Source organism: Pseudomonas maumuensis (genome assembly GCF_019139675.1).
GTDB classification, from domain to species: domain Bacteria; phylum Pseudomonadota; class Gammaproteobacteria; order Pseudomonadales; family Pseudomonadaceae; genus Aquipseudomonas; species Aquipseudomonas maumuensis.
Window position 1 is genome coordinate 1,218,976 of record NZ_CP077077.1, and the last position, 26,920, is coordinate 1,245,895.

The following is a 26,920-nucleotide window of genomic DNA, read 5'->3' on the forward strand; positions in this document are numbered from 1 at the left end:
GCTAGAATGCACGGCCTCTAAGCACACCCCTTCCTGAGGCTGTCCCGACGATGTTGATCCTGCGCGGCGCTCCTGCCCTTTCTGCCTTTCGCCACGGTAAATTACTCGAGCAACTGAGCCAGAAAGTCCCCGCTGTTACTGGTTTGTATGCCGAATTCGCCCACTTCGCCGACGTCGACGGCGAGCTGACCGCCGACCAGCAGCAGGTGCTGGGCCGTCTGCTCAAGTACGGCCCGAGCGTGCCGGTACAGGAGCCGAGCGGCCGCCTGTTCCTGGTCGTGCCGCGCCTGGGCACCATCTCGCCCTGGGCATCCAAGGCCAGCGACATCGCCCACAACTGCGGCCTGCAGTCGATCCAGCGCCTGGAGCGCGGCATCGCCTACTACGTCGCCGGCAACATCAATGATGCCGACGCCCAGGCCATCGCCGCCGAGCTGCACGACCGCATGACCCAGCGCGTGCTGGCCAAGCTGGAAGACGCCGCCGACCTGTTCAGCCACGCCCAGCCCAAGCCGATGACCTCGGTCGACATCCTGGCCGGTGGCCGCGCCGCCCTGGCCCAGGCCAACTTCGACCTGGGCCTGGCCCTGGCCGAAGACGAGATCGACTACCTGGTCGCCGCCTTCCAAGGCCTTGCGCGCAACCCGAACGACATCGAACTGATGATGTTCGCCCAGGCCAACTCCGAGCACTGCCGCCACAAGATCTTCAACGCCAGCTGGGACATCGACGGCCAGGCGCAAGAGAAGAGCCTGTTCGGCATGATCAAGAACACCTATCAGATGCACAGCGAAGGCGTGCTGTCGGCCTACAAGGACAACGCCTCGGTGATCGTCGGTTCGGTGGCCGGGCGCTTCTTCCCGAACCCTGAGACCCGCCAGTACGGCGCGGTGCAGGAGCCGGTGCACATCCTGATGAAGGTCGAGACGCACAACCACCCGACCGCCATCGCCCCGTTCTCCGGCGCCTCCACCGGCTCCGGCGGCGAGATTCGCGACGAAGGCGCCACCGGCCGTGGTGCCAAGCCCAAGGCCGGCCTGACCGGTTTCACCGTCTCCAACCTGCGCATCCCCGGTTTCGAGCAGCCTTGGGAAAAGCCGTACGGCAAGCCCGAGCGCATCGTCGACGCCCTCGACATCATGATCGAAGGCCCGCTGGGCGGCGCCGCGTTCAACAACGAATTCGGCCGCCCGGCCCTGACCGGCTACTTCCGTACCTTCGAGCAGGGCATCAACACCCCGCACGGCGAGGAAGTCCGTGGCTACCACAAGCCGATCATGCTGGCCGGCGGCATGGGCAACATCCGTGAAGACCACGTGCAGAAGGGCGAGATCACCGTCGGCGCCAAGCTGATCGTGCTTGGCGGCCCGGCCATGCTGATCGGCCTGGGCGGCGGCGCCGCTTCGTCGGTCGCCACCGGCGCCAGCTCCGCCGACCTGGACTTCGCCTCGGTGCAGCGCGAAAACCCGGAAATGGAACGCCGTTGCCAGGAGGTCATCGACCGCTGCTGGCAGCTGGGTGACAAGAACCCCATCGCCTTCATCCACGACGTCGGCGCCGGCGGCATTTCCAACGCCTTCCCCGAGCTGGTCAACGACGGTGGCCGCGGTGGCCGCTTCGAACTGCGCAACGTGCCCAACGACGAGCCGGGCATGGCCCCGCACGAGATCTGGTCCAACGAATCGCAAGAGCGCTACGTGCTGGCGGTCAGCGCCGAGGACTTCGAGCGCTTCCAGGCCATCTGCGAGCGCGAGCGTTGCCCGTTCGCGGTGGTCGGCGAGGCCACCGAAGAGAAGCACCTGACCGTTACCGACAGCCACTTCGACAACACCCCGGTGGACATGCCGCTGGACGTGCTGCTGGGCAAGCCGCCGCGCATGCACCGTTCGGTCACTCGCGAAGCGGAGCTGGGCGATGAGTTCGACCCGAGCACGCTGGACCTGAACGACTCGGTCGAGCGCGTGCTGCGTCACCCGGCCGTGGCCAGCAAGAGCTTCCTGATCACCATCGGCGACCGCACCATTACCGGCCTCGTGGCCCGCGACCAGATGGTCGGCCCTTGGCAGGTTCCGGTGGCCGACTGCGCCGTCACCGCCACCAGCTTCGACGTCTACACCGGCGAAGCCATGGCCATGGGCGAGCGTACCCCGCTGGCCCTGCTCGACGCCCCGGCGTCCGGGCGCATGGCGATCGGCGAAACCTTGACCAACCTGGCCGCCTCGCGCATCGAGAAGCTGTCCGACATCAAGCTGTCGGCCAACTGGATGTCCGCCGCTGGCCACCCGGGCGAAGACGCCCGCCTGTACGACACCGTCAAGGCCGTCGGCATGGAGCTGTGCCCGGAGCTGGGTATCACCATCCCGGTCGGTAAAGACTCGATGTCGATGAAGACCCAGTGGAGCGAAGCCGGCGAGCAGAAGAGCGTTACCTCGCCGATGTCGCTGATCATCACCGGCTTCGCCCCGGTCACCGACATCCGCAAGACCCTGACCCCGCAGCTGCGCATGGACAAGGGCGAGACCGACCTGATCCTGATCGACCTGGGCCGTGGCAAGAACCGCATGGGCGCCTCGATCCTGGCGCAGACCCACGGCAAGCTGGCCGCCCAGGCGCCGGACGTCGACGACGCCGAAGACCTCAAGGCGTTCTTCGCCGTCATCCAGGGCCTGAACGAAGACGGCCACCTGTTGGCCTACCACGACCGTTCCGACGGTGGCCTGCTGACCACCGTGCTGGAAATGGCCTTTGCCGGCCACTGTGGCCTGGAGCTGGAACTGGGCAACCTGACCAGCAAGCGCGAGAAAGTCGCGGCCATCCTCTTCAACGAAGAGCTGGGCGCGGTGATCCAGGTCCGTCAGGACGCCACGCCGGATGTGCTGGCGCAGTTCAGCGCCGCAGGCCTGGGCGAAGATTGCGTCGCGGTGATCGGCCAGCCGATCAACAACGGTGAAGTGCTGATCAAGTTCGAAGGCGAAGAGCTGTTCAAGGGCGACCGTCGCCTGCTGCAGCGCCAGTGGGCCGAGACCAGCTACCAGGTCCAGCGCCTGCGTGACAACGCCGACTGCGCCGACCAGGAGTTCGACGCGCTGCTCGAGGAAGACAACCCAGGCCTGTCGGTCAAGCTCGGCTACGACGTCAACGAAGACATCGCCGCGCCGTACATCAAGAAAGGCGTGCGCCCGCAAGTGGCGATCCTGCGCGAGCAGGGCGTCAACGGCCAGGTCGAGATGGCCGCGGCCTTCGACCGTGCCGGCTTCGCCGCCGTCGATGTGCACATGAGCGACATCCTGTCTAGCCGTGTCGATTTCGAAGCCTTCAAGGGCCTGGTGGCCTGCGGCGGCTTCTCTTACGGCGACGTGCTCGGTGCCGGTGAGGGCTGGGCCAAGTCTGCACTGTTCAACGCCCGTGCCCGCGATGCCTTCCAGGCCTTCTTCGAGCGTACCGACAGCTTCGCCCTGGGCGTGTGCAACGGTTGCCAGATGATGTCCAACCTGCACGAGCTGATCCCGGGCACCGAGTACTGGCCGCACTTCGTGCGCAACCGCTCGGAGCAGTTCGAGGCCCGCGTGGCCATGGTCGAGGTGCAGAAGTCCAACTCGATCTTCCTGCAGGGCATGGCTGGTTCGCGCATGCCGATCGCCATCGCCCACGGCGAAGGCCATGCCGAATTCGCCAGCGAGGAGGCACTGCTGGAAGCCGACCTGTCCGGTTGCGTGGCCCTGCGCTACGTCGACAACCACGGCAAGGTCACCGAAGCCTATCCGGCCAACCCGAACGGCTCGCCGCGCGGGATCACCGGCCTGACCAGCCGCGACGGCCGCGTGACCATCATGATGCCGCACCCGGAGCGTATGTTCCGCGCCGTGCAGAACTCCTGGCGTCCGGATGAGTGGCAGGAAGACGCGGCCCTGATGCGCATGTTCCGCAACGCGCGGGTGTGGGTGAACTAAGGCGTGTACAAGCTCGCCTTCTTCGTCCCCGACAGCCATGTCGAAGTGGTCAAGGCCGCTGTGTTCGCCGCTGGAGGCGGGCGCATTGGCGACTATGACCACTGCGCCTGGCAGACCCTCGGCCAGGGCCAGTTCCGCCCGTTGCACGGCAGCCAGCCGTACCTCGGGCAGACCGGTCAGGTCGAGGTGGTCGAGGAATGGAAGGTGGAGCTGGTGGTGGCTGATGCGCTGATCGCCCAGGTGGTCGCTGCGCTCAAGCAGAGCCACCCGTATGAAACACCGGCCTATGAGGTCTGGCCGCTGGCCGATTTCTAAGGCAGCGTCGAATCACATCGCGGGGCCAGCCCGCTCTCACAAGGTATCGGTAAACCTTGTGGGAGCGGGCTGGCCCCGCGATGCTTTTCAGCCTTGCAAGGCGGCGCCCAGTGCAGGCGCCTTGCCACCCACCAGCAGATGCCACACGCCACCCGCCTGCGGACTCACTCCCAGGCATCCCAAGGCGGCCAGGTGATCCTGTTCCACCTTGCTCTCATCCCTGACTTGCACCCGCACCCGGCTCGAGGCCACGCACTGCGCTTCCAGCAGATTGTCGCGCCCGCCCAGGGCCTGCAGCCATTCATCCACGACGACCGTCTCGGTGACCACGGTGGCCTTCTCGGCCACCGGTGCCGCCACCCGCGCATGGGGTAGCTCACCACGGATCTCATCGGCCAGCGCATCGGCCATCGGCCCCACCACCACTTGCAGGCTGCCGCCGCTGCCAGGCCGTACCACCGCCATGGCGCCGAGGGCTTTCAACGCCTGGTCCTGGGCCAGGCCGCGATCGGCCAGTACCAGGCGCAGGCGCGTGGTGCAGGCGTCCACCCCTTGCAGGTTGGCGGCGCCGCCCAGTGCGTCGATATAGCGCCGGGCCCTGGGCACCTCCGCGCCGGCCATCGCTTCGTTGCCGGGTTGCTCCTCGCGCCCCGGTGTCTTGAGGTCGAAGCGGCGAATACAGAAGTCGAACACGAAGTAGTAGACCACGGCATACAGCAGGCCCAGTGGGAACACCAGCCAACCGTTGCTGGAGCGCCCCCAGCCCAGGGCCATGTCGATGGCGCCGCCGGAGAAGGTGAAGCCCAGGCGGATGCCGAGCAGGTCGCAGACCGCCATGGACACCCCGGTGAGCAGCGCGTGGATCAGGTACAGCAGCGGCGCGAGGAACATGAAGGCGAACTCGATCGGCTCGGTCACCCCGGTCAGCGCCGAGGTCAGCGCCATCGACAGCAGCACGCCACCGATCAGCTTGCGCCGGGCCGGCAGGGCATGGCGGTACATGGCCAGGCAGGCGGCGGGCAGGCCGAAGATCATCACCGGGAACATGCCGGCCATGAACTGCCCGGCGTTCGGGTCGCCGGCGAAGAAGCGCGCCAGGTCGCCGGTGACCACCTGGCCGCTGGCCGCCTGGAAGCTGCCGAAGACGAACCACACCAAGTTGTTGAGGATGTGGTGCAGGCCGGTGATGATCAGCAGGCGGTTGAGCACGCCGAAGAAGAACGCGCCGATACTGCCGCTCTCCAGCATCAATTGGCCGAGGCTGTTGATGCCGTCCTGGATCGGCGGCCAGACCAGGCCGAACAGCAGCCCGAGGAACACCGCCGACACCCCGGTGGCAATCGGCACGAAACGCCGGCCGCCGAAGAACGCCAGGTAGTCCGGCAGCTGGATGTCCTTGAAGCGGTTGTACAGGCCACCGCCGAGCAGACCGCAGATGATCCCGGCGAGCATGCCCATGTCGATCTTCGGGTCGATCACCTTCAGCGTCGCGACCAGTACCAGGTAGCCGATGGCCCCGGCCAGCCCGGCGGTGCCGTTGTTGTCGCGGGCGAAGCCCACGGCGATGCCGACGGCGAAGATCAGCGCCAGGTTGGCGAAGATCGCTTGCCCTGCGTCATGCACCAGGGCGATGTCGAGCAGGTCGGTGTCGCCCAGGCGCAGCAGCAGGCCGGCGATGGGCAGGATGGCGATGGGCAGCATCAAGGCGCGGCCGAGCCGTTGCAGGCCCTGGATGAAGTGCTGATACATGGTGCGCTCCGATTATTGTTGTAGGGCCGCGGCGGCGGCCGGTTGGGCGTGGGACTGGGCGGTGAAGTCGCGGCAGGCCTGGCGCACCGCGGCGGCGCTGGACAAGCCCAGCAGGCCTTGGCTGAAGCGACGGCAGGCGGCGGCATCGAGCTGGCGCACCTGCGCCTTGATCTCGCCGATCTGCGGTGCGCTGACCGATAGCTCAGCCACCCCCAGCCCTATCAGCACCGGCGTGGCCAGCGGGTCGGAGGCCAGCGCACCGCACACGCCGACCCAGCGCCCGTGCTTCGCCGCGCCCTGGCAGGTCAGCTCTATCAGGCGCAGCAGGGCGGGGTGCAAGGCATCCACCCGCGCAGCCAGCCCGGCGTGGTCGCGGTCCATGGCCAGGGTGTACTGGGACAGGTCGTTGGTGCCGATGGAGAAGAAATCGGCATGTTCGGCCAGGCGCTCGGCGAGCAGCGCGGCGGCCGGCACCTCGATCATCACCCCCAGCTCGGCGCGTTGCCCGATACCCAGTTCGCCGGCCAGCCGGTCCAGGCGCTGGCGGATGGCGATCAGCTCGTCGACTTCGGTCACCATCGGCAACATGATCCGGCAACGCTGTTGCGGGCTGACCTGCAGCAGCGCGCGCAACTGCTGGTCGAGCAGTTCCGGGCGCACCTGGCCCAGGCGGATGCCGCGCAGGCCCAGCACCGGGTTGGCCTCGGCCGGCAGGGGCAGGTAGTCGAGCTGCTTGTCGCCGCCTACATCGATGGTACGGATGATCACCGGGCGTTCGCCCATGGCATCGAGCACGGCCTGGTAGGCGCTGCGCTGCTCGGTCTCGTCCGGCGCGGTGGGGCGGTCGATGAACAGGAACTCGCTGCGCAGCAGGCCGATGCCGTCAGCACCTTGGGCCAAGGCCTCGGCGGCCTCCTCGGCACTGGCAACGTTGGCTGCGACCTCGATCACTTGGCCATCGCGGGTGCGGGCGCTCTGTTGGGCGGCGGCCTGCTGGCGTTGGCGGGTTTCGCGGCGCTGTTGCACATGACGCTGCACCTCGGCCAGGCGCTGCGCATCAGCCTCGGTTTCCAGGCGGCCCTGGTCGGCGTCCAGCACCAGCGGCGTGCCGGCGGGCAGCTCCAGCAGCGCTTCGCCCACGGCCACCAGGCACGGCAGGCCGCGGGCGCGGGCAAGGATGGCGACGTGCGAGGTGGCGCCGCCGGCGGCCATGCACAGCCCGGCGACCTCATGGCGGGCCAGTAGCAGCAGGTCGGAGGGCGTTAGTTCATGGGCGACGACAATGGCCGAGGGCGGCAGGCGCAGTTGCCGGGTTTCACCAAGCAAGGCCCGCAGAACACGCTGTTGCAGGTCGTAAAGGTCGTTGGCGCGCTCGGCCAGCAATGGGTTGCCCAGGCTGCGCAGGATCTGGCACTGGGTATCGATGGCACGGCTCCAGGCATGGCTGGCGGCGACGCCGTTGGCGATATGCTGGCGGGCGTCGCCAAGCAGGGCCGGATCGTCGAGCAAGGCCAGGTGGGCCTCGAGGATCGCGGCTGCGTCCTCCTGGCCGCGCGGCAGGTGGCGCCAGTCGCGGTCGATGGCGTGACGCACTTCGGCCAAGGCCGTGTTCAACGCCTGGTGCTGTGCGGCGGGGTCGTTGTCGCCGTTGTCGGGCGGCAGGCTGACCCCGTCCAGCCGGGCCAGCGGGCCTTGAGCCAGGCCGGGGGCGGCGCAGACACCGGTAAGCATGCCGGGCCCGGCAGCGGGCTTGGGCATGGCGGTGCTGGTCGGCGCGTGCGCGGCATGGCGCTCACCGACCGAGGCTGTCTGCACGGCAGCGATCAACGCCAGCAGCGCGGTTTGGCTGTCCGGCCCGGTGCAGATCAGTTCGACTTCGGCGCCTTCGCCAACGCCCAGGCCCATGACCGCCACCAGGCTGTCGAGGTCGGCCTCGCGCTCGGCGAAGCGCAGCACGGCATGGCTCTGGAAGCCTTGCGCAGTCTGGCGCAGCAAGGCGGCGGGGCGGGCGTGCAGGCCGCCGTGATGAGCGACCCGGGCGTGTCCGCGCGCGCTTTCATGGCTGACCGGCCGGCCATTCGCTTCGCGGCCCGTGGCCTCGACCTCCAGCAGCGCCGCGCCGAGCTGCGCATTGCCTGCTTCCAGTCGCCTCAGGCCAAAGCCTGGGCCATTGCTGATCAGCATCACCGTAACCAGGCTGACACAGTGCTGCGCCACCAGGTCCATGTCGAAGCGCACCAGCGGCTGGCCTTGGCTGACCTGGTCGCCCAGCGCCACCAATGGCGAGAAGCCACGGCCCTGCAGTTGCACGGTGTCGACACCGATATGCAGGAGGATTTCCGCGCCGTTGGCTGCGCGCAGGGTCAGCGCGTGGCCGGTGCGGGCCAGTTGCACCACCTCGCCGGCACACGGGGCATACAGCACATCGTTGAGCGGGTCGATGGCGACGCCGTCACCGAGGGTGGCGCTGCTGAACACCGGGTCCGGCACCTGCTCCAGCGGCACCAGCGGCCCGGCGAGCGGGGCATGGAGGATGATCTTGTTATTGTCGGGCATGCGCTGTTCCTCGCGGCTTCACTGCGTGCAGGTCACTTTGCTCAGGTGGCGCGGCTGGTCGGGGTCGAGGCCACGGGCCTCGGCCAGGCCCGCGGCCATGACGTAGAAGCTCTGGATCGCCAGCAGCGGGTCCAGGGCCGGGTGTTCGGCGCAGCTCAGGGTGAGGTCGCGCCCGGCGATATCGGCGGGCGCCGCCAGCAGCACATGGGCGCCGCGCTGGCGCATGTCGGCGGCCAGTTGCAGCAGGCCGGCCTGCTCGACGCCGCGCGGGGCGAACACCAGCAGCGGGTACTGGGCGTCGATCAGCGCCATGGGGCCGTGGCGCACCTCGGCGCTGCTGAAGGCCTCGGCCTGGATCACCGAAGTTTCCTTGAGCTTGAGCGCCGCTTCCTGGGCGATAGCAAAGCCGGCGCCACGGCCGATCACCATCAGCCGTTCGGCATCGCGCAAGGTGTCGAGGGCCGGGCTCCAGTCCTGGGCGGCGGCTTCACGCAATTGCGTGGGCAGGGCAAGGCCGGCTGCCAGCAGGGCACGGTCCTGGCCCCAATGGGCGACCAGGCGGGCGCTGGCGCTCAGGGTGGCGACGAAGCTCTTGGTCGCCGCCACCGACAGCTCGGGGCCGGCGCCCAGCGGCAGGTGGTGCTGGCAGGCCTGCTCCAGCGGCGAGCCCTCGGCATTGACCAGCGACACGGTGGTCGCGCCGCACTGGTTCAGGCGCCGCAGGCTGTCGACCAGGTCCGGGCTCTGGCCCGACTGCGAGAAGCCCAGCGCTACCTGGCCGCGTACCCGCAGCGGCGCCTGCTGCAAGGTCACCACCGACATTGGCAGCGACGCCACTGGCAGGCCGAGTTGCTGCATGGCGACATAGGCGAAGTAACTGGCGGCGTGATCCGAACTGCCCCGGGCCACGGTCAGCGCCACCTGCGGGTCGAGCCGACGCAGCTGTTCGCTCAGGGCTTCCAGGCGCGGGTCCAGCGCCTGGTTCTGTCGTTCGACGACATCGGCGCAGCTGCGGGCCTCTTCGAGCATCCTTGAACTCATGCGGTTTCTCCTTCGACCATCACGGCGGTCAGGTTCAGTTGGCGATCGAGCAGCACCGCGTCGGCCCAGGCGCCCGGTTGCAGGCGGCCACGGTCGGCGATGCCGAGGTAATCGGCGGGGTAGCGGGACAGGCGCTCGGAGGCTTCGGCCAGGGGCAGGCCGATCTTCACCAGGTTGCGCAGGGCCTGGTCCATGGTCAGGGTGCTGCCGGCCAGGGTGCCGTCGGGCAGGCGCACGCCGCCCAGGCACTTGGTCACGGTGTGGCTGCCCAGGCGGTATTCGCCGTCGGGCATGCCGGCGGCGGCGGTGGAGTCGGTGACGCAGTACAGGCACGGGATCGCGCGCAGGGCTACCTTGATCGCCCCGGGATGCACGTGCAGCAGGTCGGGGATCAGCTCGGCGTAGCGGGCGTGGGCCAGGGCCGCGCCAACGATGCCCGGCTCGCGGTGGTGCAGCGGGCTCATGGCGTTGTACAGGTGGGTGAAGCTGCTGGCGCCGGCTTCCAGGGCCGCCACGCCTTCCTCGTAGCTGCCCAGGGTGTGGCCGATCTGCAGGCGGATGCCGCGCTGGCTCAAGGCCTGGATCAGCGGCAGGTGCCCGGCGATTTCCGGGGCGATGGTGATGACCTTGATCGGCGCCAGGGCCAGGTACTCCTCGACTTCGTCGAGCAGCGCCTGGTGGGCGAAGTTCGGCTGGGCGCCGAGCTTGCCGGGGTTGATATACGGGCCTTCCAGATGCACGCCGAGAATGCGCGCGCCCTGGCGCGGTTGCTTGAGGTGCGCGCCCAGTTCGCCCAGCACGCGGGCCAGTTCCTCGCGTGGCGCGGTCATGGTGGTGGCCAGCAGCGAGGTGGTGCCGAAGCGCCGATGGGTGCGGGCAATGGTGGCGAAGGCCTCACCGCCCTGCATGATGTCGCTGCCGCCGCCGCCGTGCACATGCAGGTCGATGAAACCGGGCAACAGGTACGGCAGGTCGTTGGCCTGCGGGTCGCACGGGGTGCCCTCGATGGCCTGTATGCGGCCGTTTTCGAGGTGCAGTTGTCCGTGCACCCAGCCGTCGGGGGTGAGGATGTTGGCGATGTCCATGGGGGCTCCGGTCAGCGTCGCAGTTCGGCGACGAAGTCGTAGTAGTCGTTGCGGCAGTAGGTGTCGGTCAGCTCGATGGCGGTGTTGTCGTCGAGGTAGCCGATCCGGGTCATCAGCAGCATGGCGGTGCCGGGGGCGATGCCCACCTGGGCGGCCAGTTCGTCGCTGGCGTTGATCGCGCGGATATGTTGCAGGGCGCGGACCACCGGGCGGCCTAGTTGGTCGAGGTGCTGGTACAGCGAATCGCCGATGGCCTGTGGGTCGCCGAGCAGGCGGGCGGGCAGGGTGCTGACCTCCACCGCCATGACGATATCGTCGGCCTTGCGCAGGCGCTTAAGGTGGGCCACCTGGTCGGTGGGCGACAGGCCGAGGCGGATCAGTTCGTCGCTGCTCGGCGTGCCGATACTGCGCTCCAGCCACTGCGAGCTGGGCACGAAGCCTTTCATGCGCAGCATTTCGCTGAAGCTCGACAGGCGTGACAGGGGTTGTTCGAGGCGTGGCGTGATGAAGGTACCGGAACCCTGGATGCGCTGGATCAGGCCTTGTTCGAGCAGGACTTCGAGGGCCTTGCGCGCGGTGACCCGGGAGATGTCCAGGGTTTCGCTGAGAGTGCGTTCCGAGGGCAGGGCCTGGTCGGCGGTCCACTGGCCGGCATGGATGGCCTGCTCCAGGTTGCGTGCCAGCTGCAGGTAGAGCGGGGTGGCGCTGGTGTCGTCGGGGCGCAGGGCCTCTAGAGGACGCATAAGCAATGTCCGATATTGTTGTGGGATGAAAATTAATACCACTTTAATACCAGGTCAATACCACTGGTCCGGATTAGTGTGCCTGTTCAGCTGGGGGCTGCTGCACAGCCCCGGCAATTGATCGATCTACCCAGCCCGGCGCACCAACCCACACGCCAGCAACCCCACCTCGAACAGCACCCACATCGGCACCGCCAGCATGGTCTGCGAAAACACATCCGGCGGGGTCAGGATCATCCCCACCACGAAGCAGCCGACGATCACATAGGGCCGGCTGCGCCGCAGCGTGGCCACGTCGGTCAGCCCCGCCCAGACCACGATGAAGGTCGCCACCGGGATCTCGAAGGCCAGGCCGAACGCCAAAAACAGCGCCAGGATGAAGTCCAGGTACAGGCCGATGTCGGTCATCATTTCGACCCCGTCCGGGGTCACGCTGGCGAAAAAACCGAACATCATCGGGAACACCAGGAAGAACGCGAACGCCATGCCGCCGTAGAACAGCACGATGCTCGACACCAGCAGGGGCAGGGCGATGCGCCGTTCGCGGCGGTACAGCCCCGGGGCGATGAAGCCCCAGGCCTGGTGCAGTAGCAGCGGCATGGCGACGAACAGCGCGCACATCGCCGTCAGCTTGAACGGCGCAAGAAACGGCGAGGTGACGCTGGTGGCGATCATACTGGCGCCTTCAGGCAGGTAACGGCGCAGCGGTTCGGAAATGTGCGTGTACAGCGTCTGGGCAAAGGGGAACAGCCCGCAGAACACCAGCGCGATCACCAGCAGGCAGCGCATCAGGCGCTTGCGCAGGTCGCGCAGATGATCGGTCAGCGGCATGCGCGCCGCCTGGTCAAGGGCGAGGGACATCAAGCGCTCTCCTTGGCCTGGGCGACGGGTGTCGGGTCATTGGCCGGCGTCGCGTCGAGCTGGATACCTTGGCGCAGCTCCTGCTCCAGGCGCTGCAACGGCGCGGCATCCAGGGCGGGCATGTCGATCTCCCGTTCCACCTGCGCCTTCAACGCATTCAGTGCCCGACGGGCCTGGCCCAGCCCACGGCCCAGGGTCCGCGCCGCCACCGGCAGGCGCTCGGGGCCGAGCACCAGCAGGGCGACGATGCCCACCAACAGCAGTTCGGTGAAGCCGATCTCGAACATCAGGCCTGACGATCCGTTTGCGTCTGCTGCACCGGCTGATTGTTCAGCACCTGCGGCTGTTGCTCGACAGTGTTGTCGGCAGTGCCGCCCATGGACTTGCGAAAGCCCTGGATCGCCTCGCCGACATCACCGCCCAGCCCCTTGAGCCGCTTGGTGCCGAACAGCAGGAAGACGATCAACAGCACGATCACCAATTGCCAGATTCCGATGCCACCCATGTAAGACCACTCCTGTCAGGTCAAAGAAAAAGGAAGGCCAATCCTGCCCTGCGCAGATGACGGGCACATGACTGCCATCTGCCTGCAACAACCGGCGTGTTGACTGGCGCTTTTCAGCAGCCACGGGAAGACAGGGATGGGGCGCAGGCGACAACGGGGCGCGGCACTGCTGATGGTGCTGGTGGTGCTGGCGATGCTGGCGGCGGGGCTGGCCTGGCTGGTGGAGGATGGCCGGCGCCAGGTGGACGCGGTGCGTCTGCTGCACCAGCGAGTGCAGGTGCGCGCCATGGAGCAGGCTGGCCTGGCCTACGCCTCCCAGGCCCTGCGCGATCCGGCCTGGCGCGCCAGCCCGCTGTTCTGGCAGGCCCTGCGTGGGCAGCCGCTGGCCTACGACTTTGGTGCCGGCAAGGCGCAGTTACGGGTGATCGACCAGCACAGTTGCTTCAACGTCAACGCCCTGCTGGGAGAGGACGGCCGACGGGCCGAGCGCCAGTTGCGCCAGCTGTTGGGCGATGACATGGCCGCCGAACGGCTGGTCGATGCCCTGGCCGACTGGTTGGACGCCGACAGCGATGCCCGCCTGCAGGGCGCCGAGAGCGCCCAGTACCTGCGCCAGCAGCCACCGCGGCTGGCGGCCAACCAGCCCATGCTCGACACCAGTGAACTCAACCTGCTGCTGGAACCGGACAGTGCTCGGCAAGGCCGCTATCGAATGCTTTGCGCACTGCCTTCGACCAGCGGCTGGCGGCTCAATGCCAATGCCCTGGGGTTGGAGCACCTGCCGCTGCTGGAGGCGATGTACGAAGGACGGTTCTCCCGCTCGATGCTCAGCCGCGTGATCAGTGCCCGCCCGGCGGCCGGGTATGTCGATGCCGCGGCCTTGCGCCAGGCGCTGGGGGCGGTGGATGACGAGACCTTCGCCCGCCTAAGCGAAGGGCTGTTGCTCAACAGCGGCCATTTCGTCCTGCAGCTGTCGTTCGAGGAGGAGGGGTACACGCTGCGCAGCCAGTTCCAGATCGAGGCGCTGGGCGTGGTGCAGTGGCATGCGCGGGTGCCGGCGCAGCAGGTGCGGGTCAGGGGGCGGGAGCCCGTAGCCGGGTGAGACTTTGTTACTGATGGTTGGAAATTCGCTAGGTATCGTAGGAAATGTCGGATGAGACGATCTGTTCAGCATGGCCGGTGACGCGGGCGGCTAAGCTACCGGCCAGCTAGCATTTCACTGGGTATCTCTTCTCATGCACGACATCGGCAACACTCTCTGGAGCGTGAAAGCCTAAGAGTCCCTGAGAGGCGTCGAGGCCCTTGATGAGTGCTTTCGAACAAATCCTTGGAACTACTTTGCCTCTGCCGATGGGACGATTCTTTTGACGTTCCTTTCAGGCGGCTGTGCGGGTTTTTTATCTTCTGAGGCAGGCCACGCTGGCGCGCAAGGCGTGCCCTGCGACAAGGAGCATGAATATGAGAATTGAGCTGCGTACACCGCTGGTTCGCAAACCGATGCCCGCCAACATTGCCAAAAAGCGTGAGATGACAGGCGAGGAGTTGTGCAAGGCAATGGCCGAGCGGGCCGAGAAGATCCTCAAGGGGGAGCCCGTAGAACCGGTGGGCTGGAACCTCGAGGTCTACTGAGACTTAGTCGAATCAATCGACAGAAGCCGCCCATGGGCTAATACCAGTCAGTTAAGCGTTAGGGGCCGCTATGCGGCCATCGCCGGCAAGCCGGCTCCCACAGGGACCGCGCAATTCTTGAGTCCTGCACAGCAATTGTGGGAGCCGGCTTGCCGGCGATGGGCTGCATAGCAGCCCCAGTGACGCAAACTGACAAGTACTAGCCCTTGGGCGGCTTTTCGTTAGTCACCGTGGATACACCGGTCGACGCGATCAGGCCGTGCCGATCTCCCCGCCATCGTTACGCTGGATCACCACCGTCGAAGCCCGTGGCCGCACCGAGGTGCCGGCCGGCGTGAGGTCGGTGGCCTTGTCGGTGCTCGGCCAGTTGTCCGGGTGCTGGATGTTGACGAACATGGTCTTGTTGTCCGGGGTGAAGGCAATCCCCGTCACCTCGCAGCCGTTCGGCCCGACGAAGAAGCGGCGCAGGTCCACCTGGTTGGTGGCGTTGACCGGGATCTGCTTGCCGTTGGCGTCCACCAGGTCGGTGGGGATCACCGCCAGCACCTGGTCGTTGGTGTAGCTGGTCAGAGTGGCTTCGCCGTTGTCGGTCTCGAACCACAGCACGCCGCGGCTATCGAAGCTCATGCCGTCGGGGCTGGCGAACTGGTTCAGTTCGGTCAGGCCCGAGCGGTTGATGTCCGGCGCGCCGGCGGCGTTGGCGCCGAACACGAAGATGTCCCAGGTGAAGGTCTTGTGGTCGTCGCTGTCGTGCCAGCGGATGATATGGCCGTGGCGGTTCGGCCCGCGTGGGTTGGCCGCGTCGACCTTGGCCGCGGTGCGTGCGCTGTTGTTGGTCAGGGTCAGGTAGACGTCGCCGTTGAGCGGGTTGACGGCGGTCCACTCGGGGCGGTCCATGGGCGTGGCACCCACGGCATCGGCAGCGCCACGGGTGTTGAGGATGATGCCCGGCAGGTCGCCGAACTGAGCGCCCAGGGTGCTGCCGGCGGTGGTCGGGGTGGCCACGTCGAGCAGCAGCCAGGCGCCGGTGCCGTTGGCATCGAAGCGGGCGACATACAGCTTGCCCTTGTCCATGTACTTGGCGCCGGTGGCCAGGCGGTCGGCGGGGTTGGCGTCGGCCGGGTCCCACAGCGCGTCGGAGACGAACTTGTACAGGTACTCGTTGTTGGAGTCGTCGCCGGTGTACCAGACCAGCGGCTTGCCGGCCACCGGCAGGCCAGGGCAGCAGCCTTCGTGGCGGAAGCGGCCCAGGGCGGTGCGCTTCACTGCCAGGGTGTTGTTGGTGTACGGGTCGATCTCGACGATGTAGCCATAGGTGCTGGCTTCGTTGCGGAAGTCGTCGGTGGCGCTGGCGCCGCTGGGGGTGATGTCGAAACGGGCGAATTCGCCGGCCACTTCACTGGCATCGCCGGCAGCGGTTTCCCACTTGTACTGGCCACTGCTCGAAGAGACGCCGATACGCACTTGGTTGGCCGGGCGCACACCTTTATTGACGAAGATGCCGGGCCAGTTCTCCTCGCAGGTCAGGTAGGTGCCCCACGGGGTGTAGCCGTTGCCGCAGTTGTTGTTGGTGCCGCGGCACTGGGTGCCGGTGGGCGAGAACTTGGTCTTGACGTGGTCGGTGCCGCGCATCGGGCCTGCGATATCCATCAGCGAGACGGTGGTGAAGCGGCGGTTTAGCGGGTCGTTGTCGACCACCTGCCAGCGCCCGGCGACCTTGCTGATGCGCACCACGCCGGCGCCATGGGCGTTGATCTCCTTGCGCACTTCTTCGACCGGGCGTTTGCCGGCGACGGTGGTGGGGCCGGCCGGGTGCAGGGCGGCGGTGTCGATGTATTCGAAGTTGATCGCCAGCAGGCCATCGCTGGAGCTGCCGTTGATGGGGAAGAAGTGCATGCCGTCGTGGTGCATGCCCATGGCGTTGGCCTGGTCGGTGGAGGTGTTGCTGCCGTCGGCCTTCCATGGGTTGGCTGTGGCGTTCAGCGGTGTGCCCCAAGGGGCCAGCACGTAGGCGCTGTAGCCGGCGGCGACCACGCAGGCGTCGGTGCGCGAGCCGGCGATGGAGTTGAAGCCGAGCTTGAGTTTGGGTTTCTCCGGCTGCGGCGCTGGATCGTCGTGATCCGAGCCGCCGCCGCTGTCGAAGCAACCGCTCAGGCCGGCACCGGCGATCATGGCGATGGCCGCGCCGAGGCTGCCGCGCACCACGGAGCGACGGCTCAGGTAAGTGTCCATGACACTGGCCATCGGCAGGTTGCCGCTCTGGTTGCGGTCCAGGTTATCGCCGGTATCTCGACTCATCAGGGTGTCCTTTTTTTGGCTGAGTTGAAGGAAACCGCGACTGTAGACGGCAAGTATGATGATTGATTGTCAGAATTGTTAAGGAGCGTTTAAAACTCACCGCTATTACTAAAGCGTTATCCTGCGCTTTTTTGGAATTAGCGTCGGTTTTCTGCCATCAAACTGTCACGCAAGCGCCGCAATATCCGGAGCCCTGAATGAACAGGGATGGCAGAGTCGATGGCGAGCAGTGTGGGCAGGCGCGAAGTGATCAGCTGGATGGGTGTCGGTGCCCTGGCACCGTTGCTCGGCGCCTGTTCGGCCCTGCCCATGCCCCGTGGCACTGGCGACCGCGCGCTGGACCTGCTGTATGTCGCCGATACCCTGGACGCGCGCCAGCCGGGCCAGGCCGTGGTGCCGGCCACGCGCCTCGGCCCGGTCAGCCACCTGGGGCGAGCCCCGTGGATGAGCGGGCCGAATGCGAGTGCCGGGCAGCTTGAGCTGGCGCCGTTGCTCGATGCTGGCCTTGCCGGCCAGGCCCAGACTGGAGGTTATGCAGTATTGGCCGCGCTGCTTGAACAGCTGCGGCGCGAGGCCGGCAGCGAACAATGCCTGACCCTGGAGAACGGCCAGTGCTGGAACGGCAGCGGTCTGGCCTACCTCACCCAGGGCGAAAGCGGTGTGCAGGGCAGCCAACTGCTGGGCAGCGAGGTGCGGGTCAGCAGCGATGAGCGGGTGCTGTGGCCGCAGCGCAGTGCCGGGCTCTATCGCCAGTCCTCCTCTATTACCCTCGGTGCCGGCCTGGCCGATGCCCAGGCCAAGGCCCTGGGCGTCAAGGGGCTGCAGGTGTTCCAGCGTGGTGGTGTGCGCATTGCCGTGGTCGGCGTCACCGACCCTTATGCGCAGGATCAGAAAGCCTCCCTCAAACAGTGGTACCAATCCTTGCAACCGAGCTTCCAGCAAGCCCGGCGCGAGGCCGACCTGGTGGTGGCGCTGGCGGATGTCGGCACCGGCCCCGGCTTGTGGTTGGCCGAGCGAATACCCGAGGTGGATGTACTGTTGTGCGCCCGTGGCCAGGACCTGTGGCCGGCGCCGGTGCAGGCCACCCAGGCCAGCGGCCGCCGGGTACCGGTGCTGTTCGCTGGTTGCCGGGCCAGTGGCGCGTTTCGCCTGCGCTGCCGCCAGGCGGGCGGCCAATGGCAGTTCGAGGCGCGGTTCTTCCCGGCCTTCGAGCACAGCCTTGCCCCCCAGGCCCAGGCCCGCGCCAACCAGGTGCGCGGCGAGTTGCAACGCCAGCGCAGCGGCCATGCTGCCTGGCTCGACCAGCCGCTGGCGCGTGCCCCAGAAGCATTGTGGCGCCGCGATACCCGTGGCGGCAGCTGGGACCGCCTGCTGCACCAGGCCCTGGCCGACGATTCGAGCATGCCGGTGCTGCTGCCCGGCCTGCGTTACGACTACCCTCTGCAAGCTGGTGAAGCGATCAGCCGCGAGCATCTGATCAGCCTGACTGGCGGCTATCCCGCCCCGGTGGTCGAGGCCCCGGCGCGCCAGGTCGAGCAGGTGCTGGAGAACGCCGCCGAGCAGCTGTTCGGCGACCCGTTGCTGCTGGACAACAGCCAGGACCTGCCGCGCTGGCAAAGCCAGCACTGGCAGGTCAGCTACAGCCCCAACGGCAAGCGCATCATCGGCCTGCAACCCGTCGAGGGCCTGTGCCGCACCTTTGGCCTGCACTTCGATGCCCAGACCGGCGCGCCATTGTGGCAGACCCTCGAAGCCTGGCTGACCCGGCAGGCGCCGGGCTGGGCCCTGGCTCCCTTGCAACTGCCAGCCGTGCGCTACGTGCAGGGCCACCCTGGCTGGCACCCGCACCAGGTAGCCGCGTGATCTCGCGTGTTTTCAGCTTCGTGTTGCTGACCCTCGCCGGTTGGCTGGCGGCGCAGTGCGTGCTGTTGCTCAGCCGTCAGCCGCAGCCGGCCAGTGCGCCGGTGCCGGCGTTGGCGCCGTTGCCGGGCTTGCTGGTAGAGCATTGGCAAGCGCCGGTGGACGACGGCCGCATTCCGCTGACCCGCCTGCCCCTGGCCTATCTGGGCGGGCTCAAGGCCCAGCCGCTGTCGGCCAGCGTGGTGGTACTGCGCCATGGCCAACAGGTGCGCACCCTCGGCCGTGGCCAGCGCCTGGCACCGGGCATCGTGCTGCAGGACATCGACGCCGATGGCCTGATCTTCGACAACAACGGGCGGCGCGAGCGCCTGCCCTGGCCACCACGCCCCGCCGTGACCGGCTTCAAGCGCCAAGGATGAATGATGATCGCAAGGTACTGTCTGGCCGGGCTGCTGATGCTCGGCATGTCCCTGGCCCAGGCCGAAGAGGCCGAAGTCTTCGCTGACGACGGCACGCCGCTGTACGAGGTGAACTTCGTCGACACCGAGCTCGGTGAGTTCATCGACAGCGTGTCGCGCATCACCGGCACCACCTTCATCGTCGACCCACGGGTGCAGGGCAAGGTGACCGTGCGCACCGTCGATCGCCACGACGCCGACGCCATCTACGACATCTTCCTCGCCCAGCTGCGCGCCCAGGGCTTCGCCGCCGTGGACCTGCCCAATGGCAGCGTGAAGATCGTGCCCGACCAGGCCGCGCGCCTGGAGCCGGTGCCGGTGGAAACCGCCGGCAAGAAGGCCGAGGGCAGCGACGGCGTGGCCACCCGCGTGTTCAATGTGCGCAACGCCGCCAGCGAGCAGATGCTCGGCATTCTCAAGCCGCTGATCGACCCACGGGTCGGGGTGATCACCCCGTATCCGGCGGCCAACCTGCTGGTGGTCACTGATTGGCGCAGTAACCTGGAGCGCATCGACAGCCTGCTGCGCCAGCTCGACCAGGTCAGCGACGAGCCGTTGCAGGTGATGCCGCTCAAGCACGCCAGCGCCGCCGACACCGCCGGCCTGGTGACCCGCCTGCTGGCCCGCGAGCAGGGCGTCGACAGCGCCCAGGTGGTTGCCGACCCGCGCAGCAATGCGTTGCTGGTGCGTGGCAGCGCCGACAGCCGGGAACGGGTGCGGGCGCTGCTGGTGCAGCTCGACCGGCCCAGCGACAGTCTGCGCAGCAGCAACACCCAGGTCATCTATCTGCGCCACGCCAATGCCGCCGAAGTGGTCAAGGTGCTGCGCGGCCTGAGCCAGGCTGGCACGGTGCCGGCCACGGAGGGTGAAGGCAAGGAGGCGCCGGTGCCGGCGGCCAGCGACTCGGGTATTCGCCTGGAGTACGAGGAAGGCACCAACGCCGTGGTGATGGTTGGCCCCGACAGCGAGCTGGCCGCCTACCGCAGCATCGTCGAGCAGTTGGACATTCGCCGGGCGCAGGTGGTGGTCGAGGCGATCATCGCCGAGGTTTCCGACAGCAGCGCCCAGGAACTGGGCGTGCAGTGGCTCTTCGCCGACGAGAAGTTCGGCGCCGGTATCGTCAACTTCGGCGGCAACGGGGTAAACATCGCCAGCATCGCCGGGGCCGCCAGCAGCGGCGACAACGAGAAACTCGGCAAGCTGCTGTCGGCCACCACCGGCGCCACCGCCGGTATCGGCCATATCGGTGGTGGCTTCAACTTCGCCATGCTGGTCAACGCACTCAAGGGCAAGAGCGGTTTCAACCTGTTGTCCACTCCGACCCTGCTGACCCTGGACAACGCCGAGGCGTCGATCCTGGTGGGCCAGGAGGTGCCGTTCGTCACCGGCTCCGTCACCCAGAACAACGCCAACCCCTACCAGACCATCGAGCGCAAGGAAGTCGGGGTGAAGCTGCGCATCAAGCCGCAGATCAGCATCGACGACAGCGTGCGCCTGGACATCGTCCAGGAGGTGTCGTCGATCGCCGACTCCAGCGCCGCCAGCGACGTGATAACCAACAAGCGCGAGATCAAGACCAAGGTCATGGTCGAGGACAACGGCCTGGTGATCCTCGGCGGGCTGATCAGCGACGAGCTGGCTACCAGCAATCAGCGTGTACCACTTCTCGGCGATATTCCCTACCTGGGCCGGCTGTTCCGCTCCGACGCCAGCAAGAACACCAAGCAGAACCTGATGGTGTTCATCCGCCCGCGCATCCTGCGTGACGGCGAGAGCTTGGCCGGGATCAGCCAGCAGAAGTACCAGAGTCTGCAGCAGAACACCCCGCTCAAGCTGCCGGCGCTGGCCGAGGGCCTGCCGCTGCTGCAGGTGTTCCCCTCCAGCCGTGTACGCCTTGAAGGCGGTGACTGGTGATGCTGCCCTATCGCCTGGCACGGCAGAGCGGGGTGGCCATGGCACCGGCTGAGAACGGCTGGCAGCTGTGGCTGCGCGGCGACGCCGACAGTGACCAGTTGCAGGAACTGCTGCGCGTGCATGGCCAGCCGGTGGGCGTCGAGCAGCTCGACAGTGCGAGCTTCGACGAGCGCCTCGGCCAGCTTTACCAGGCCGGCGAGGCGGCGAACCAGGCCTTGATCGAAGGCATCGGCGAGCAGGTCGACCTGGACAGCCTGATGAGCGAGATGCCGCGCATCGAGGACCTGCTGGAGAGCGATGACGAAGCGCCGGTGATCCGCCTGATCAACGGCTTGTTCGGCCAGGCGCTGCGTCTGCGCGCCTCTGACATCCATATCGAGACCTTCGAGCAGAGCCTGGTGGTGCGCCTGCGCATCGACGGCCACCTGCGCGAGGTGCTGCGCCCGCCACGGGCGTTGTCGGCGATGCTGGTGTCACGGATCAAGGTCATGGCGCGGCTGGACATCGCCGAGAAGCGCCAGCCCCAGGATGGCCGCATCACCCTGCGCGCCGCCGGGCGCGAGGTGGACGTACGGGTCTCGACCTTGCCCGGCATCCATGGCGAGCGGGTGGTGATGCGCGTGCTCGACAAGCAGGCCAGCCTGCTGGCGCTGGACAACCTGGGCATGCCTGCCGCAGTGCTGCGTGGCTTGCGCGGTTGCCTGGCGCGACCCAATGGCATCGTGCTGTCCACCGGCCCCACCGGTTCGGGCAAGACCACCACGCTGTACGCCAGCCTCAACAGCCTGAATGACGGCAGCCGCAATATCCTCACCGTCGAGGATCCGGTGGAATACGCCATCGCCGGCATCGGCCAGACCGCCATCAACCCGCGTGCCGGGCTGACCTTCGCCAGTGGCTTGCGCGCCATCCTGCGCCAGGATCCGGACGTGATCATGCTGGGCGAGATCCGCGACCAGGAGACCGCGCAGATCGCCGTGCAGGCCAGCCTCACCGGGCACCTGGTGCTGTCGACCCTGCACACCAACAGCGCCGTCGGTGCGGTGACCCGCCTGCGCGACATGGGTATCGAACCGTTCTTGATCGCCTCGTGCCTGCGTGGCGTGCTGGCCCAGCGGCTGGTACGACGACTATGTGCTTGCGCGGTGGCGCAGCCGCTGCAAAGTGCCGAGCGCGAGCTATGGCCGGAACTGGGCGGCCTGCGCGAAAGCTATCACCCGGTTGGCTGCGAGCACTGCCAGGGCAGCGGCTATGTCGGCCGGCTGGGGCTGTACGAATTCATCGAGCTGGATGCCGGCCTGGTTGCCTTGCTCTACGACGGCGAGAGCGAACTGGCCATGCAGGCCTATCTGGATGGACGCCGGCAGAGCCTGGTGGCTGAGGCCCGCGCCTGCCTGGCCCGTGGCGAGACCAGCCTGGCCGAAGTGCTGCGCGTGGTGCAGGGCTAACCATGCCGACCTATCGCTACCAGGCCGTGGATCTTGCCGGCAAGGCGCACAAGGCCAGCGTGCAGGCCGACAGCGAGCGCCATGCGCGGCAATTGCTGCGCGAGCAGGGCTTGTTCGCTCGGCACTTGCAACGCCACGACAGCGCCCAGCCCCGTCGTCAGCGCCTGACCCGCGCCCAACTGTGCGAGCTGACCCGCCAACTGGCGACTTTGGTTGGCGCTGGCATCCCCCTGGTCGATGCCCTTGCCACACTGGAGCGGCAACTGCGCCAGCCGGCCTTGCACGCGGTGCTGGTGGCCTTGCGCGGCTCCCTCGCCGAGGGCCTGGGGCTGGCGCGTAGCCTGGCGCGACAGGGCGCGCCGTTCACCGGTTTGTATTGCGCGCTGGTCGAGGCCGGCGAGCGCTCCGGGCGCCTGGGCCAGGTGCTGAGCCGTCTGGCCGACCACCTCGAACAGGTCCAGCGCCAGCGCCACAAGGCGCGCACCGCGTTGATCTACCCGGCGGTGCTGATGGGCGTGTCGCTGGCCGTGGTGGTCGGCCTGATGACCTTTGTGGTGCCCAAGCTCACCGAGCAGTTCGCCCATTCCGGGCAGAACCTGCCTTTGATCACGTCGCTACTGATCGGCTTGAGCCAGGGGCTGGTGCAGGCCGGCCCCTATCTGCTGGCACTGGCGATTCTGGCCGCGCTGTTGGGCGGCTGGCTGCTGCGCAAGCCGCACTGGTGCCTACGCCGCGACGACCTGCTGCTACGCCTGCCGCGTATCGGTGTACTGCTGCAAGTGCTGGAGAGCGCGCGCCTGGCGCGCAGCCTGGCGATCCTCTGCGGCAGCGGCGTGGCTCTGCTCGAAGCCTTGCAGGTGGCCACCGAGACGGTCGGCAACCGGCGCATCCGCAGCGCCATGGAGCAGGTACGCCAGCAAGTGCAGGGCGGCACCAGCCTGCACCGGGCGCTGGACAACGCCGGGGAATTTCCGCCGCTGCTGTTGAACATGGTCGGCAGCGGCGAGGCCAGCGGCACCCTGGCCGACATGCTCGAACGGGTGGCCGATGACCAGGAGCGCGGCTTCGCCCGCCAGGTGGACACCGCCATGGCGCTGTTCGAACCACTGATGATCCTGGTGATGGGCGCCGTGGTGCTGTTCATCGTGCTGGCGGTGCTGCTGCCGATCATGCAGCTCAACCAGGGATTGCAACTGTGACAAGGAGAACTTCGATGCAGCAACGACGTAACCGCCAGCGGGGCTTCACGCTGATGGAAATCATGGTGGTGATCTTCATCATCGGGCTGTTGATCGCCGTGGTCGCGCCCAGCGTGCTGGGCAACCAGGACAAGGCCATGAAGCAGAAAGTCATGGCCGACCTCGCGACCCTGGAACAGGCGCTGGACATGTACCGCCTGGACAACCTGCGCTTCCCCAGCACCGAACAGGGCCTGGCGGCGCTGGCGAAGAAGCCGACCCAGGAACCGCTGCCGCGCAGCTGGCGCAGTGACGGCTATATCCGCCGCCTGCCGGAAGACCCATGGGGCACCCCGTACCAGTACCGCATGCCCGGCGAGCATGGCCGGGTCGATGTGTATTCGCTGGGCGCCGATGGCGTGCCGGGCGGCGAAGGGCTCGATGCCGACCTGGGCAACTGGGCGCTTTAAGTTGATCAAGCCTATGGCCCACTCCCTCCAGCGCGGTTTCAGCCTGCTCGAACTGCTGGTGGTGCTGGCCATCGCCGCCTTGATGACCAGCCTGGCCGTGGCCTGGCTCGACAGCGGTAGAAGCAGCATCGACCAGGCGCTCGATCGCCTGGCCGCCGTCACCGTGGCCCAGGCCGACCTGGCGCGTCATGCCGGGCAGTTGCGCGGGCTGCGCTGGAACGGTCAACGCCCCGAGTTCGTCCGTCGGCAAGGCGAGCACTGGCAGGTGGAAACCGTGGCACTGGGTGATTGGCCCAAGGGCTTGCGGCCGGACTGGCCCGTCAGCCAGGCGCCAGCACTGTTGTTCACCCCCGATGGCTGGTCACGTCCGGGCACTGTGCGCTGGCGCTGGGCCGAGGGCGGTCAGCGCTGGGACTGGGACCGCGGCGGGCAGTTTCGCGTGAGCGCGATGCCATGAAGCGCCAGCAACGTGGCTTCACCCTGTTGGAGGTAAGTGTGGCCCTGGGCATCGCCGCCGTCCTCGCGGTGATCACCAGCCAGGTCCTGCGCCAGCGCCTGGCGGTGCAGGACACCGTGCAGCAGCATCGCCTGGGCCTGCTGTGCGCCCGTGAGCTGCAGGCACGTTTCGTGGTCGAGCAGTATTGGCCGGCGACCAACCAGGACAACGGCGTGCTGGTGGAGGGCGGGCAGGCCTGTCATTGGCAGTTGCAGTTGCGCCGCACCGGTGTGCGCGACCTGCGCCGTGGCGAACTGCTGTTGCATGCCGATCGCGACCAGCGCCTGCCGCTGGGGCAGTTCACCGTGTTCCTGGAGCGGCCATGAAACGGCGCCAGGCGGGCATGACCCTGATCGAACTGCTGGTGGCCCTGGCCCTCACGGCCTTGCTTGGGGTGATGCTGTCGGCGCTGGTCAACGGCTGGCTGAAGGTGCGCGAGCGGCTCGATGAACAGGTGAGCGAAACCGGCGTAGTGGATTTTTGCCTGGCCTTGGAGCGGCGCTTCGACAGCCCGGTGCTGCGCCGCCTGTACGAACAGCGTTTGCCGTTGGCGGCGCGCTGGCTCGACTGGCAGCCCGACCGCCAGCAACTGCTGTGGGTGGCCGCCGCCGCCTGGCCGCAGGCCGAAGGAGGATCGCGCTTGCAGCGCCAACGCCTGCGCTTCGAACCGCGTACACAACGCCTGCTGCTGGAAACTTCGGCCGACCTGTATGCCGCCGCGGCCCCGGTTTGGGTGCTACGCGAACGGCTGGAGCGGGTCAGCGCGATGAATGTTCTCTACCACCAGGCCGGCCGTTGGCTGACCTGGCCTTCCGATCAACCGGCGCACCCCGGCAGGGGCGTGCGCGTGGAGCTAGTGCGTGATGGAGCACCTTATACCTGTACCTTCGTTCTACCCTGGGGGCGCGCATGAAGCTTGAATGGCGCCGGCGGGCGCCGCCGCAACCCTGGCTGCTGCTGCGCCCCGGTGAGGTCTGGGAGTGGCTGTTGGTCAGCCAAGGCCGTCCATTGCGCCAGGGGCAGGGCGAACCTCCGGCGGGGCTCGGGGCGCGGGTTGCCCTGATCGTCCCCGGTGAGCATTGCAGTCATTTCCAGCTGCCCGCGCCGCCTGGGCTGAAACGAGAGGAATGGCCCTTGCTGCTCGAGGACCGCTTGCTGCAAGGCGGTGATGAGGCGCTGTGTGCCTGCATCGGCCGTCACGCTGGGCAGTTGCGCCTATTGGTGGTGGCGCGGGGCAGGCTCAACGAATGGCGCGGGCAGTGCGCCAGTTGGGGGCTGAGCGTGGAACGTTGCTGGGCCGAGTTCCAGTTGCTGCCCGACTGTGCAGCAGAAGCGACCTGGCATTGGCGCCGAGGAACGATGAGCCTGTACAAGGGCCAAGCCCACTGGCTGGCCTGGCCGCAGGGCCTTGGCACGCCTCCCGCGCTTGCCTGGTTGGCTGGCGAGGTCGAGGGCATCGACGGCGACTGGCCCGATGTGCTGGCCCCGCTCGATGGCTTGCCTGGCTTGTTCGAGGCCCGCCGGCCACGCCAAGGCCTGCCCCTGGCAAAAGGGCAGGCGCGCCTGGCAATGGCCTGCCTGGCGCTGGTGTTGGCGTGGGGCGGGCTGTGGAGCGCGCAACAGTGGCGCCAGGCCCAGCTCTATCGCGCCCAGGTGCAGGCCGTTACCGGTGTTCAGGCGACGCCTCGGCAGGCTGCGCGGGTGTTGACGCATCTGCAGGACGAGGCGCGTGAAGGCCAGGTGCGCCTGCGTCAGCTCGAGGCGTTGCAGGCGCAGGTCCATGGATGGTTGAACGATCATCCCGGTTGGCGCCTGCAAGTGGTGCGCTTCGATGGCCAGCGTTGGCACCTTGAACTGGCCGGTGAGGGTGCAGCCGCGCCCTGGCAGGAGATGGCCACGGCAGCCGGCGTGCAGGTCCAGGTGGAAGACGAAGCGCGCCGCGTGGTGTTCGACCTGGGGAGCGCCGCATGAGCCGTGAGTGGATGCGACAGCATCGGCTAGCGCTGGCCTGGGGTGTCGTCGCGCTGTTGCTGGTGTTGCTGGCGCTACGTGAGGGCGTGGCCTTCTGGCAGGAACAGCGGCAATGGCAGGCACTGGCCGAATCGCTCGCGGCACAGCCAGGCCAGCCTGCGCTGACTCTTGAAGCGTTGCACCAATCGGCCCAGGCCCGGCATATCGAATTGGCCGAGGTGCAGTCCGAGGATCAAGGCTGGCTGCTGCGCGGCAAGGTGGTCGATGCCCAAGCCCTGCAGGGCTGGTTGCAGAGCTTGCGCGATGACGGCGCGCAGCCGTTGCAATGGGGGCTGGAGCGAGATGCCGAGGGGCTGCGTTTTACCGTGCGGCTGCGGCCATGAGGCGGCGGGC

General features: G+C 67.5%; 24 protein-coding genes. 15 read left to right on the forward strand and 9 right to left on the reverse strand.

All coding sequences use genetic code 11. The features are described 5' to 3' along the window. The first annotated feature begins 50 nt into the window (after nucleotides 1–50). Nucleotides 51–3,950 carry a phosphoribosylformylglycinamidine synthase gene (gene purL, locus KSS90_RS05660; RefSeq protein ID WP_217868534.1) on the forward strand — a complete coding sequence of 1,300 codons (3,900 nt, stop codon included), beginning with the start codon at nucleotides 51–53 and terminating at the stop codon, nucleotides 3,948–3,950. A 3-nt stretch (nucleotides 3,951–3,953) separates the two neighbouring features. Further along, nucleotides 3,954–4,265, forward strand: a complete 312-nt coding sequence (locus tag KSS90_RS05665; protein ID WP_023632229.1) for a YqfO family protein — start codon at nucleotides 3,954–3,956, stop codon at nucleotides 4,263–4,265. A gap of 87 nt (nucleotides 4,266–4,352) precedes the next feature. Here the strand turns inward: KSS90_RS05665 and nagE are convergent, their stop codons facing one another. From nagE to tatA, 8 genes are all read right to left on the reverse strand, one after another. Further along, nucleotides 4,353–6,014 (reverse strand): N-acetylglucosamine-specific PTS transporter subunit IIBC, encoded by a 1,662-nt coding sequence (gene nagE / locus KSS90_RS05670; protein ID WP_217868535.1) that lies wholly within the window; start codon nucleotides 6,012–6,014, stop codon nucleotides 4,353–4,355. A gap of 12 nt (nucleotides 6,015–6,026) precedes the next feature. Further along, on the reverse strand, nucleotides 6,027–8,570 hold the full coding sequence (gene ptsP / locus KSS90_RS05675; RefSeq protein ID WP_217868536.1) for a phosphoenolpyruvate--protein phosphotransferase: 2,544 nt from the start codon (nucleotides 8,568–8,570) through the stop codon (nucleotides 6,027–6,029). 18 nt (nucleotides 8,571–8,588) lie between these two features. After that, nucleotides 8,589–9,611: an SIS domain-containing protein gene (locus KSS90_RS05680; protein WP_217868537.1), complete on the reverse strand. Its 1,023-nt coding sequence runs from the start codon at nucleotides 9,609–9,611 to the stop codon at nucleotides 8,589–8,591. Beyond that, a complete protein-coding gene (gene nagA / locus KSS90_RS05685) occupies nucleotides 9,608–10,696 on the reverse strand; it encodes an N-acetylglucosamine-6-phosphate deacetylase (protein WP_217868538.1) in 1,089 nt (362 codons plus the stop codon). Before nagA ends, KSS90_RS05680 begins: the two co-directional genes overlap by 4 nt. An 11-nt stretch (nucleotides 10,697–10,707) precedes the next feature. Next, entirely contained in the window at nucleotides 10,708–11,439 is a 732-nt protein-coding gene (locus tag KSS90_RS05690) for a GntR family transcriptional regulator (protein WP_217868539.1), read from the reverse strand. Nucleotides 11,440–11,565: 126 nt separating this feature from the next. Next, entirely contained in the window at nucleotides 11,566–12,300 is a 735-nt protein-coding gene (tatC, locus tag KSS90_RS05695) for a twin-arginine translocase subunit TatC (protein ID WP_217868540.1), read from the reverse strand. Then, entirely contained in the window at nucleotides 12,300–12,587 is a 288-nt protein-coding gene (tatB, locus tag KSS90_RS05700) for a Sec-independent protein translocase protein TatB (protein ID WP_217868541.1), read from the reverse strand. Before tatB ends, tatC begins: the two co-directional genes overlap by 1 nt. Continuing rightward, nucleotides 12,587–12,805 (reverse strand): twin-arginine translocase TatA/TatE family subunit, encoded by a 219-nt coding sequence (gene tatA, locus KSS90_RS05705; RefSeq protein ID WP_046854345.1) that lies wholly within the window; start codon nucleotides 12,803–12,805, stop codon nucleotides 12,587–12,589. The genes tatB and tatA overlap by 1 nt, the downstream gene beginning before the upstream one ends. Nucleotides 12,806–12,941: 136 nt before the next feature. Here tatA and gspK point away from each other — a divergent pair, with 136 nt between their 5' ends. Together gspK and KSS90_RS05715 are read left to right on the forward strand one after the other, a co-directional pair. Then, on the forward strand, nucleotides 12,942–13,907 hold the full coding sequence (gene gspK, locus KSS90_RS05710; RefSeq protein ID WP_217868542.1) for a type II secretion system minor pseudopilin GspK: 966 nt from the start codon (nucleotides 12,942–12,944) through the stop codon (nucleotides 13,905–13,907). A gap of 356 nt (nucleotides 13,908–14,263) precedes the next feature. Continuing rightward, nucleotides 14,264–14,434 (forward strand): hypothetical protein, encoded by a 171-nt coding sequence (locus tag KSS90_RS05715; protein WP_217868543.1) that lies wholly within the window; start codon nucleotides 14,264–14,266, stop codon nucleotides 14,432–14,434. A gap of 252 nt (nucleotides 14,435–14,686) precedes the next feature. Here the strand turns inward: KSS90_RS05715 and KSS90_RS05720 are convergent, their stop codons facing one another. After that, complete coding sequence (locus tag KSS90_RS05720; protein ID WP_217868544.1) at nucleotides 14,687–16,732, reverse strand: PhoX family protein; 2,046 nt, start codon at nucleotides 16,730–16,732, stop codon at nucleotides 14,687–14,689. A 219-nt stretch (nucleotides 16,733–16,951) separates the two neighbouring features. On the opposite strand from KSS90_RS05720, the gene KSS90_RS05725 reads away from it, so the two are divergent. From KSS90_RS05725 to gspM, 11 genes are read left to right on the forward strand one after another with little or no spacing between them, the layout of a single operon-like run. Beyond that, complete coding sequence (locus KSS90_RS05725) at nucleotides 16,952–18,595, forward strand: bifunctional UDP-sugar hydrolase/5'-nucleotidase (RefSeq protein ID WP_217868545.1); 1,644 nt, start codon at nucleotides 16,952–16,954, stop codon at nucleotides 18,593–18,595. Next, nucleotides 18,592–19,011 carry a pilus assembly protein PilZ gene (locus tag KSS90_RS05730; protein ID WP_217868546.1) on the forward strand — a complete coding sequence of 140 codons (420 nt, stop codon included), beginning with the start codon at nucleotides 18,592–18,594 and terminating at the stop codon, nucleotides 19,009–19,011. The genes KSS90_RS05725 and KSS90_RS05730 overlap by 4 nt, the downstream gene beginning before the upstream one ends. A 3-nt stretch (nucleotides 19,012–19,014) precedes the next feature. After that, complete coding sequence (gene gspD / locus KSS90_RS05735; protein WP_217868547.1) at nucleotides 19,015–20,964, forward strand: type II secretion system secretin GspD; 1,950 nt, start codon at nucleotides 19,015–19,017, stop codon at nucleotides 20,962–20,964. Beyond that, a complete protein-coding gene (locus tag KSS90_RS05740) occupies nucleotides 20,964–22,412 on the forward strand; it encodes a GspE/PulE family protein (RefSeq protein ID WP_217869743.1) in 1,449 nt (482 codons plus the stop codon). Before gspD ends, KSS90_RS05740 begins: the two co-directional genes overlap by 1 nt. Before the next feature lie 2 nt (nucleotides 22,413–22,414). After that, complete coding sequence (gene gspF, locus KSS90_RS05745; RefSeq protein WP_217868548.1) at nucleotides 22,415–23,611, forward strand: type II secretion system inner membrane protein GspF; 1,197 nt, start codon at nucleotides 22,415–22,417, stop codon at nucleotides 23,609–23,611. A 14-nt stretch (nucleotides 23,612–23,625) separates the two neighbouring features. After that, nucleotides 23,626–24,060 carry a type II secretion system major pseudopilin GspG gene (gspG, locus tag KSS90_RS05750; RefSeq protein ID WP_217868549.1) on the forward strand — a complete coding sequence of 145 codons (435 nt, stop codon included), beginning with the start codon at nucleotides 23,626–23,628 and terminating at the stop codon, nucleotides 24,058–24,060. 13 nt (nucleotides 24,061–24,073) lie between these two features. Continuing rightward, entirely contained in the window at nucleotides 24,074–24,517 is a 444-nt protein-coding gene (gene gspH, locus KSS90_RS05755; protein WP_217868550.1) for a type II secretion system minor pseudopilin GspH, read from the forward strand. After that, nucleotides 24,514–24,882, forward strand: a complete 369-nt coding sequence (locus tag KSS90_RS05760) for a type II secretion system protein (RefSeq protein ID WP_217868551.1) — start codon at nucleotides 24,514–24,516, stop codon at nucleotides 24,880–24,882. Before gspH ends, KSS90_RS05760 begins: the two co-directional genes overlap by 4 nt. Continuing rightward, the gene (locus KSS90_RS05765; protein ID WP_217868552.1) at nucleotides 24,879–25,469 is read left to right on the forward strand and encodes a prepilin-type N-terminal cleavage/methylation domain-containing protein; all 591 of its coding nucleotides are present in this window, start codon (nucleotides 24,879–24,881) and stop codon (nucleotides 25,467–25,469) included. Before KSS90_RS05760 ends, KSS90_RS05765 begins: the two co-directional genes overlap by 4 nt. Next, on the forward strand, nucleotides 25,466–26,527 hold the full coding sequence (locus tag KSS90_RS05770) for a GspL/Epsl periplasmic domain-containing protein (RefSeq protein ID WP_217868553.1): 1,062 nt from the start codon (nucleotides 25,466–25,468) through the stop codon (nucleotides 26,525–26,527). Before KSS90_RS05765 ends, KSS90_RS05770 begins: the two co-directional genes overlap by 4 nt. Continuing rightward, complete coding sequence (gspM, locus tag KSS90_RS05775) at nucleotides 26,524–26,910, forward strand: type II secretion system protein GspM (protein WP_217868554.1); 387 nt, start codon at nucleotides 26,524–26,526, stop codon at nucleotides 26,908–26,910. The genes KSS90_RS05770 and gspM overlap by 4 nt, the downstream gene beginning before the upstream one ends. Nucleotides 26,911–26,920: the final 10 nt, after the last annotated feature.

What these genes read in the sequence shown, in the direction of transcription:
- ptsP (WP_217868536.1), bottom strand. Translation starts at nt 8,570, where the DNA reads ATGCCCGACAATAACAAGATCATCCTCCATGCCCCGCTCGCCGGGCCG.
- KSS90_RS05760 (WP_217868551.1), top strand. Translation starts at nt 24,514, where the DNA reads ATGAAGCGCCAGCAACGTGGCTTCACCCTGTTGGAGGTAAGTGTGGCC.
- KSS90_RS05725 (WP_217868545.1), top strand. Translation starts at nt 16,952, where the DNA reads ATGGCGAGCAGTGTGGGCAGGCGCGAAGTGATCAGCTGGATGGGTGTC.
- KSS90_RS05740 (WP_217869743.1), top strand. Translation starts at nt 20,964, where the DNA reads ATGCTGCCCTATCGCCTGGCACGGCAGAGCGGGGTGGCCATGGCACCG.
- purL (WP_217868534.1), top strand. Translation starts at nt 51, where the DNA reads ATGTTGATCCTGCGCGGCGCTCCTGCCCTTTCTGCCTTTCGCCACGGT.
- KSS90_RS05690 (WP_217868539.1), bottom strand. Translation starts at nt 11,439, where the DNA reads ATGCGTCCTCTAGAGGCCCTGCGCCCCGACGACACCAGCGCCACCCCG.
- gspM (WP_217868554.1), top strand. Translation starts at nt 26,524, where the DNA reads ATGAGCCGTGAGTGGATGCGACAGCATCGGCTAGCGCTGGCCTGGGGT.
- KSS90_RS05765 (WP_217868552.1), top strand. Translation starts at nt 24,879, where the DNA reads ATGAAACGGCGCCAGGCGGGCATGACCCTGATCGAACTGCTGGTGGCC.
- gspH (WP_217868550.1), top strand. Translation starts at nt 24,074, where the DNA reads ATGGCCCACTCCCTCCAGCGCGGTTTCAGCCTGCTCGAACTGCTGGTG.
- tatB (WP_217868541.1), bottom strand. Translation starts at nt 12,587, where the DNA reads ATGTTCGAGATCGGCTTCACCGAACTGCTGTTGGTGGGCATCGTCGCC.
- tatC (WP_217868540.1), bottom strand. Translation starts at nt 12,300, where the DNA reads ATGTCCCTCGCCCTTGACCAGGCGGCGCGCATGCCGCTGACCGATCAT.
- gspF (WP_217868548.1), top strand. Translation starts at nt 22,415, where the DNA reads ATGCCGACCTATCGCTACCAGGCCGTGGATCTTGCCGGCAAGGCGCAC.
- gspD (WP_217868547.1), top strand. Translation starts at nt 19,015, where the DNA reads ATGATCGCAAGGTACTGTCTGGCCGGGCTGCTGATGCTCGGCATGTCC.
- nagE (WP_217868535.1), bottom strand. Translation starts at nt 6,014, where the DNA reads ATGTATCAGCACTTCATCCAGGGCCTGCAACGGCTCGGCCGCGCCTTG.
- KSS90_RS05720 (WP_217868544.1), bottom strand. Translation starts at nt 16,732, where the DNA reads ATGAGTCGAGATACCGGCGATAACCTGGACCGCAACCAGAGCGGCAAC.
- KSS90_RS05680 (WP_217868537.1), bottom strand. Translation starts at nt 9,611, where the DNA reads ATGAGTTCAAGGATGCTCGAAGAGGCCCGCAGCTGCGCCGATGTCGTC.
- KSS90_RS05770 (WP_217868553.1), top strand. Translation starts at nt 25,466, where the DNA reads ATGAAGCTTGAATGGCGCCGGCGGGCGCCGCCGCAACCCTGGCTGCTG.
- gspK (WP_217868542.1), top strand. Translation starts at nt 12,942, where the DNA reads ATGGGGCGCAGGCGACAACGGGGCGCGGCACTGCTGATGGTGCTGGTG.
- gspG (WP_217868549.1), top strand. Translation starts at nt 23,626, where the DNA reads ATGCAGCAACGACGTAACCGCCAGCGGGGCTTCACGCTGATGGAAATC.
- KSS90_RS05715 (WP_217868543.1), top strand. Translation starts at nt 14,264, where the DNA reads ATGAGAATTGAGCTGCGTACACCGCTGGTTCGCAAACCGATGCCCGCC.
- tatA (WP_046854345.1), bottom strand. Translation starts at nt 12,805, where the DNA reads ATGGGTGGCATCGGAATCTGGCAATTGGTGATCGTGCTGTTGATCGTC.
- nagA (WP_217868538.1), bottom strand. Translation starts at nt 10,696, where the DNA reads ATGGACATCGCCAACATCCTCACCCCCGACGGCTGGGTGCACGGACAA.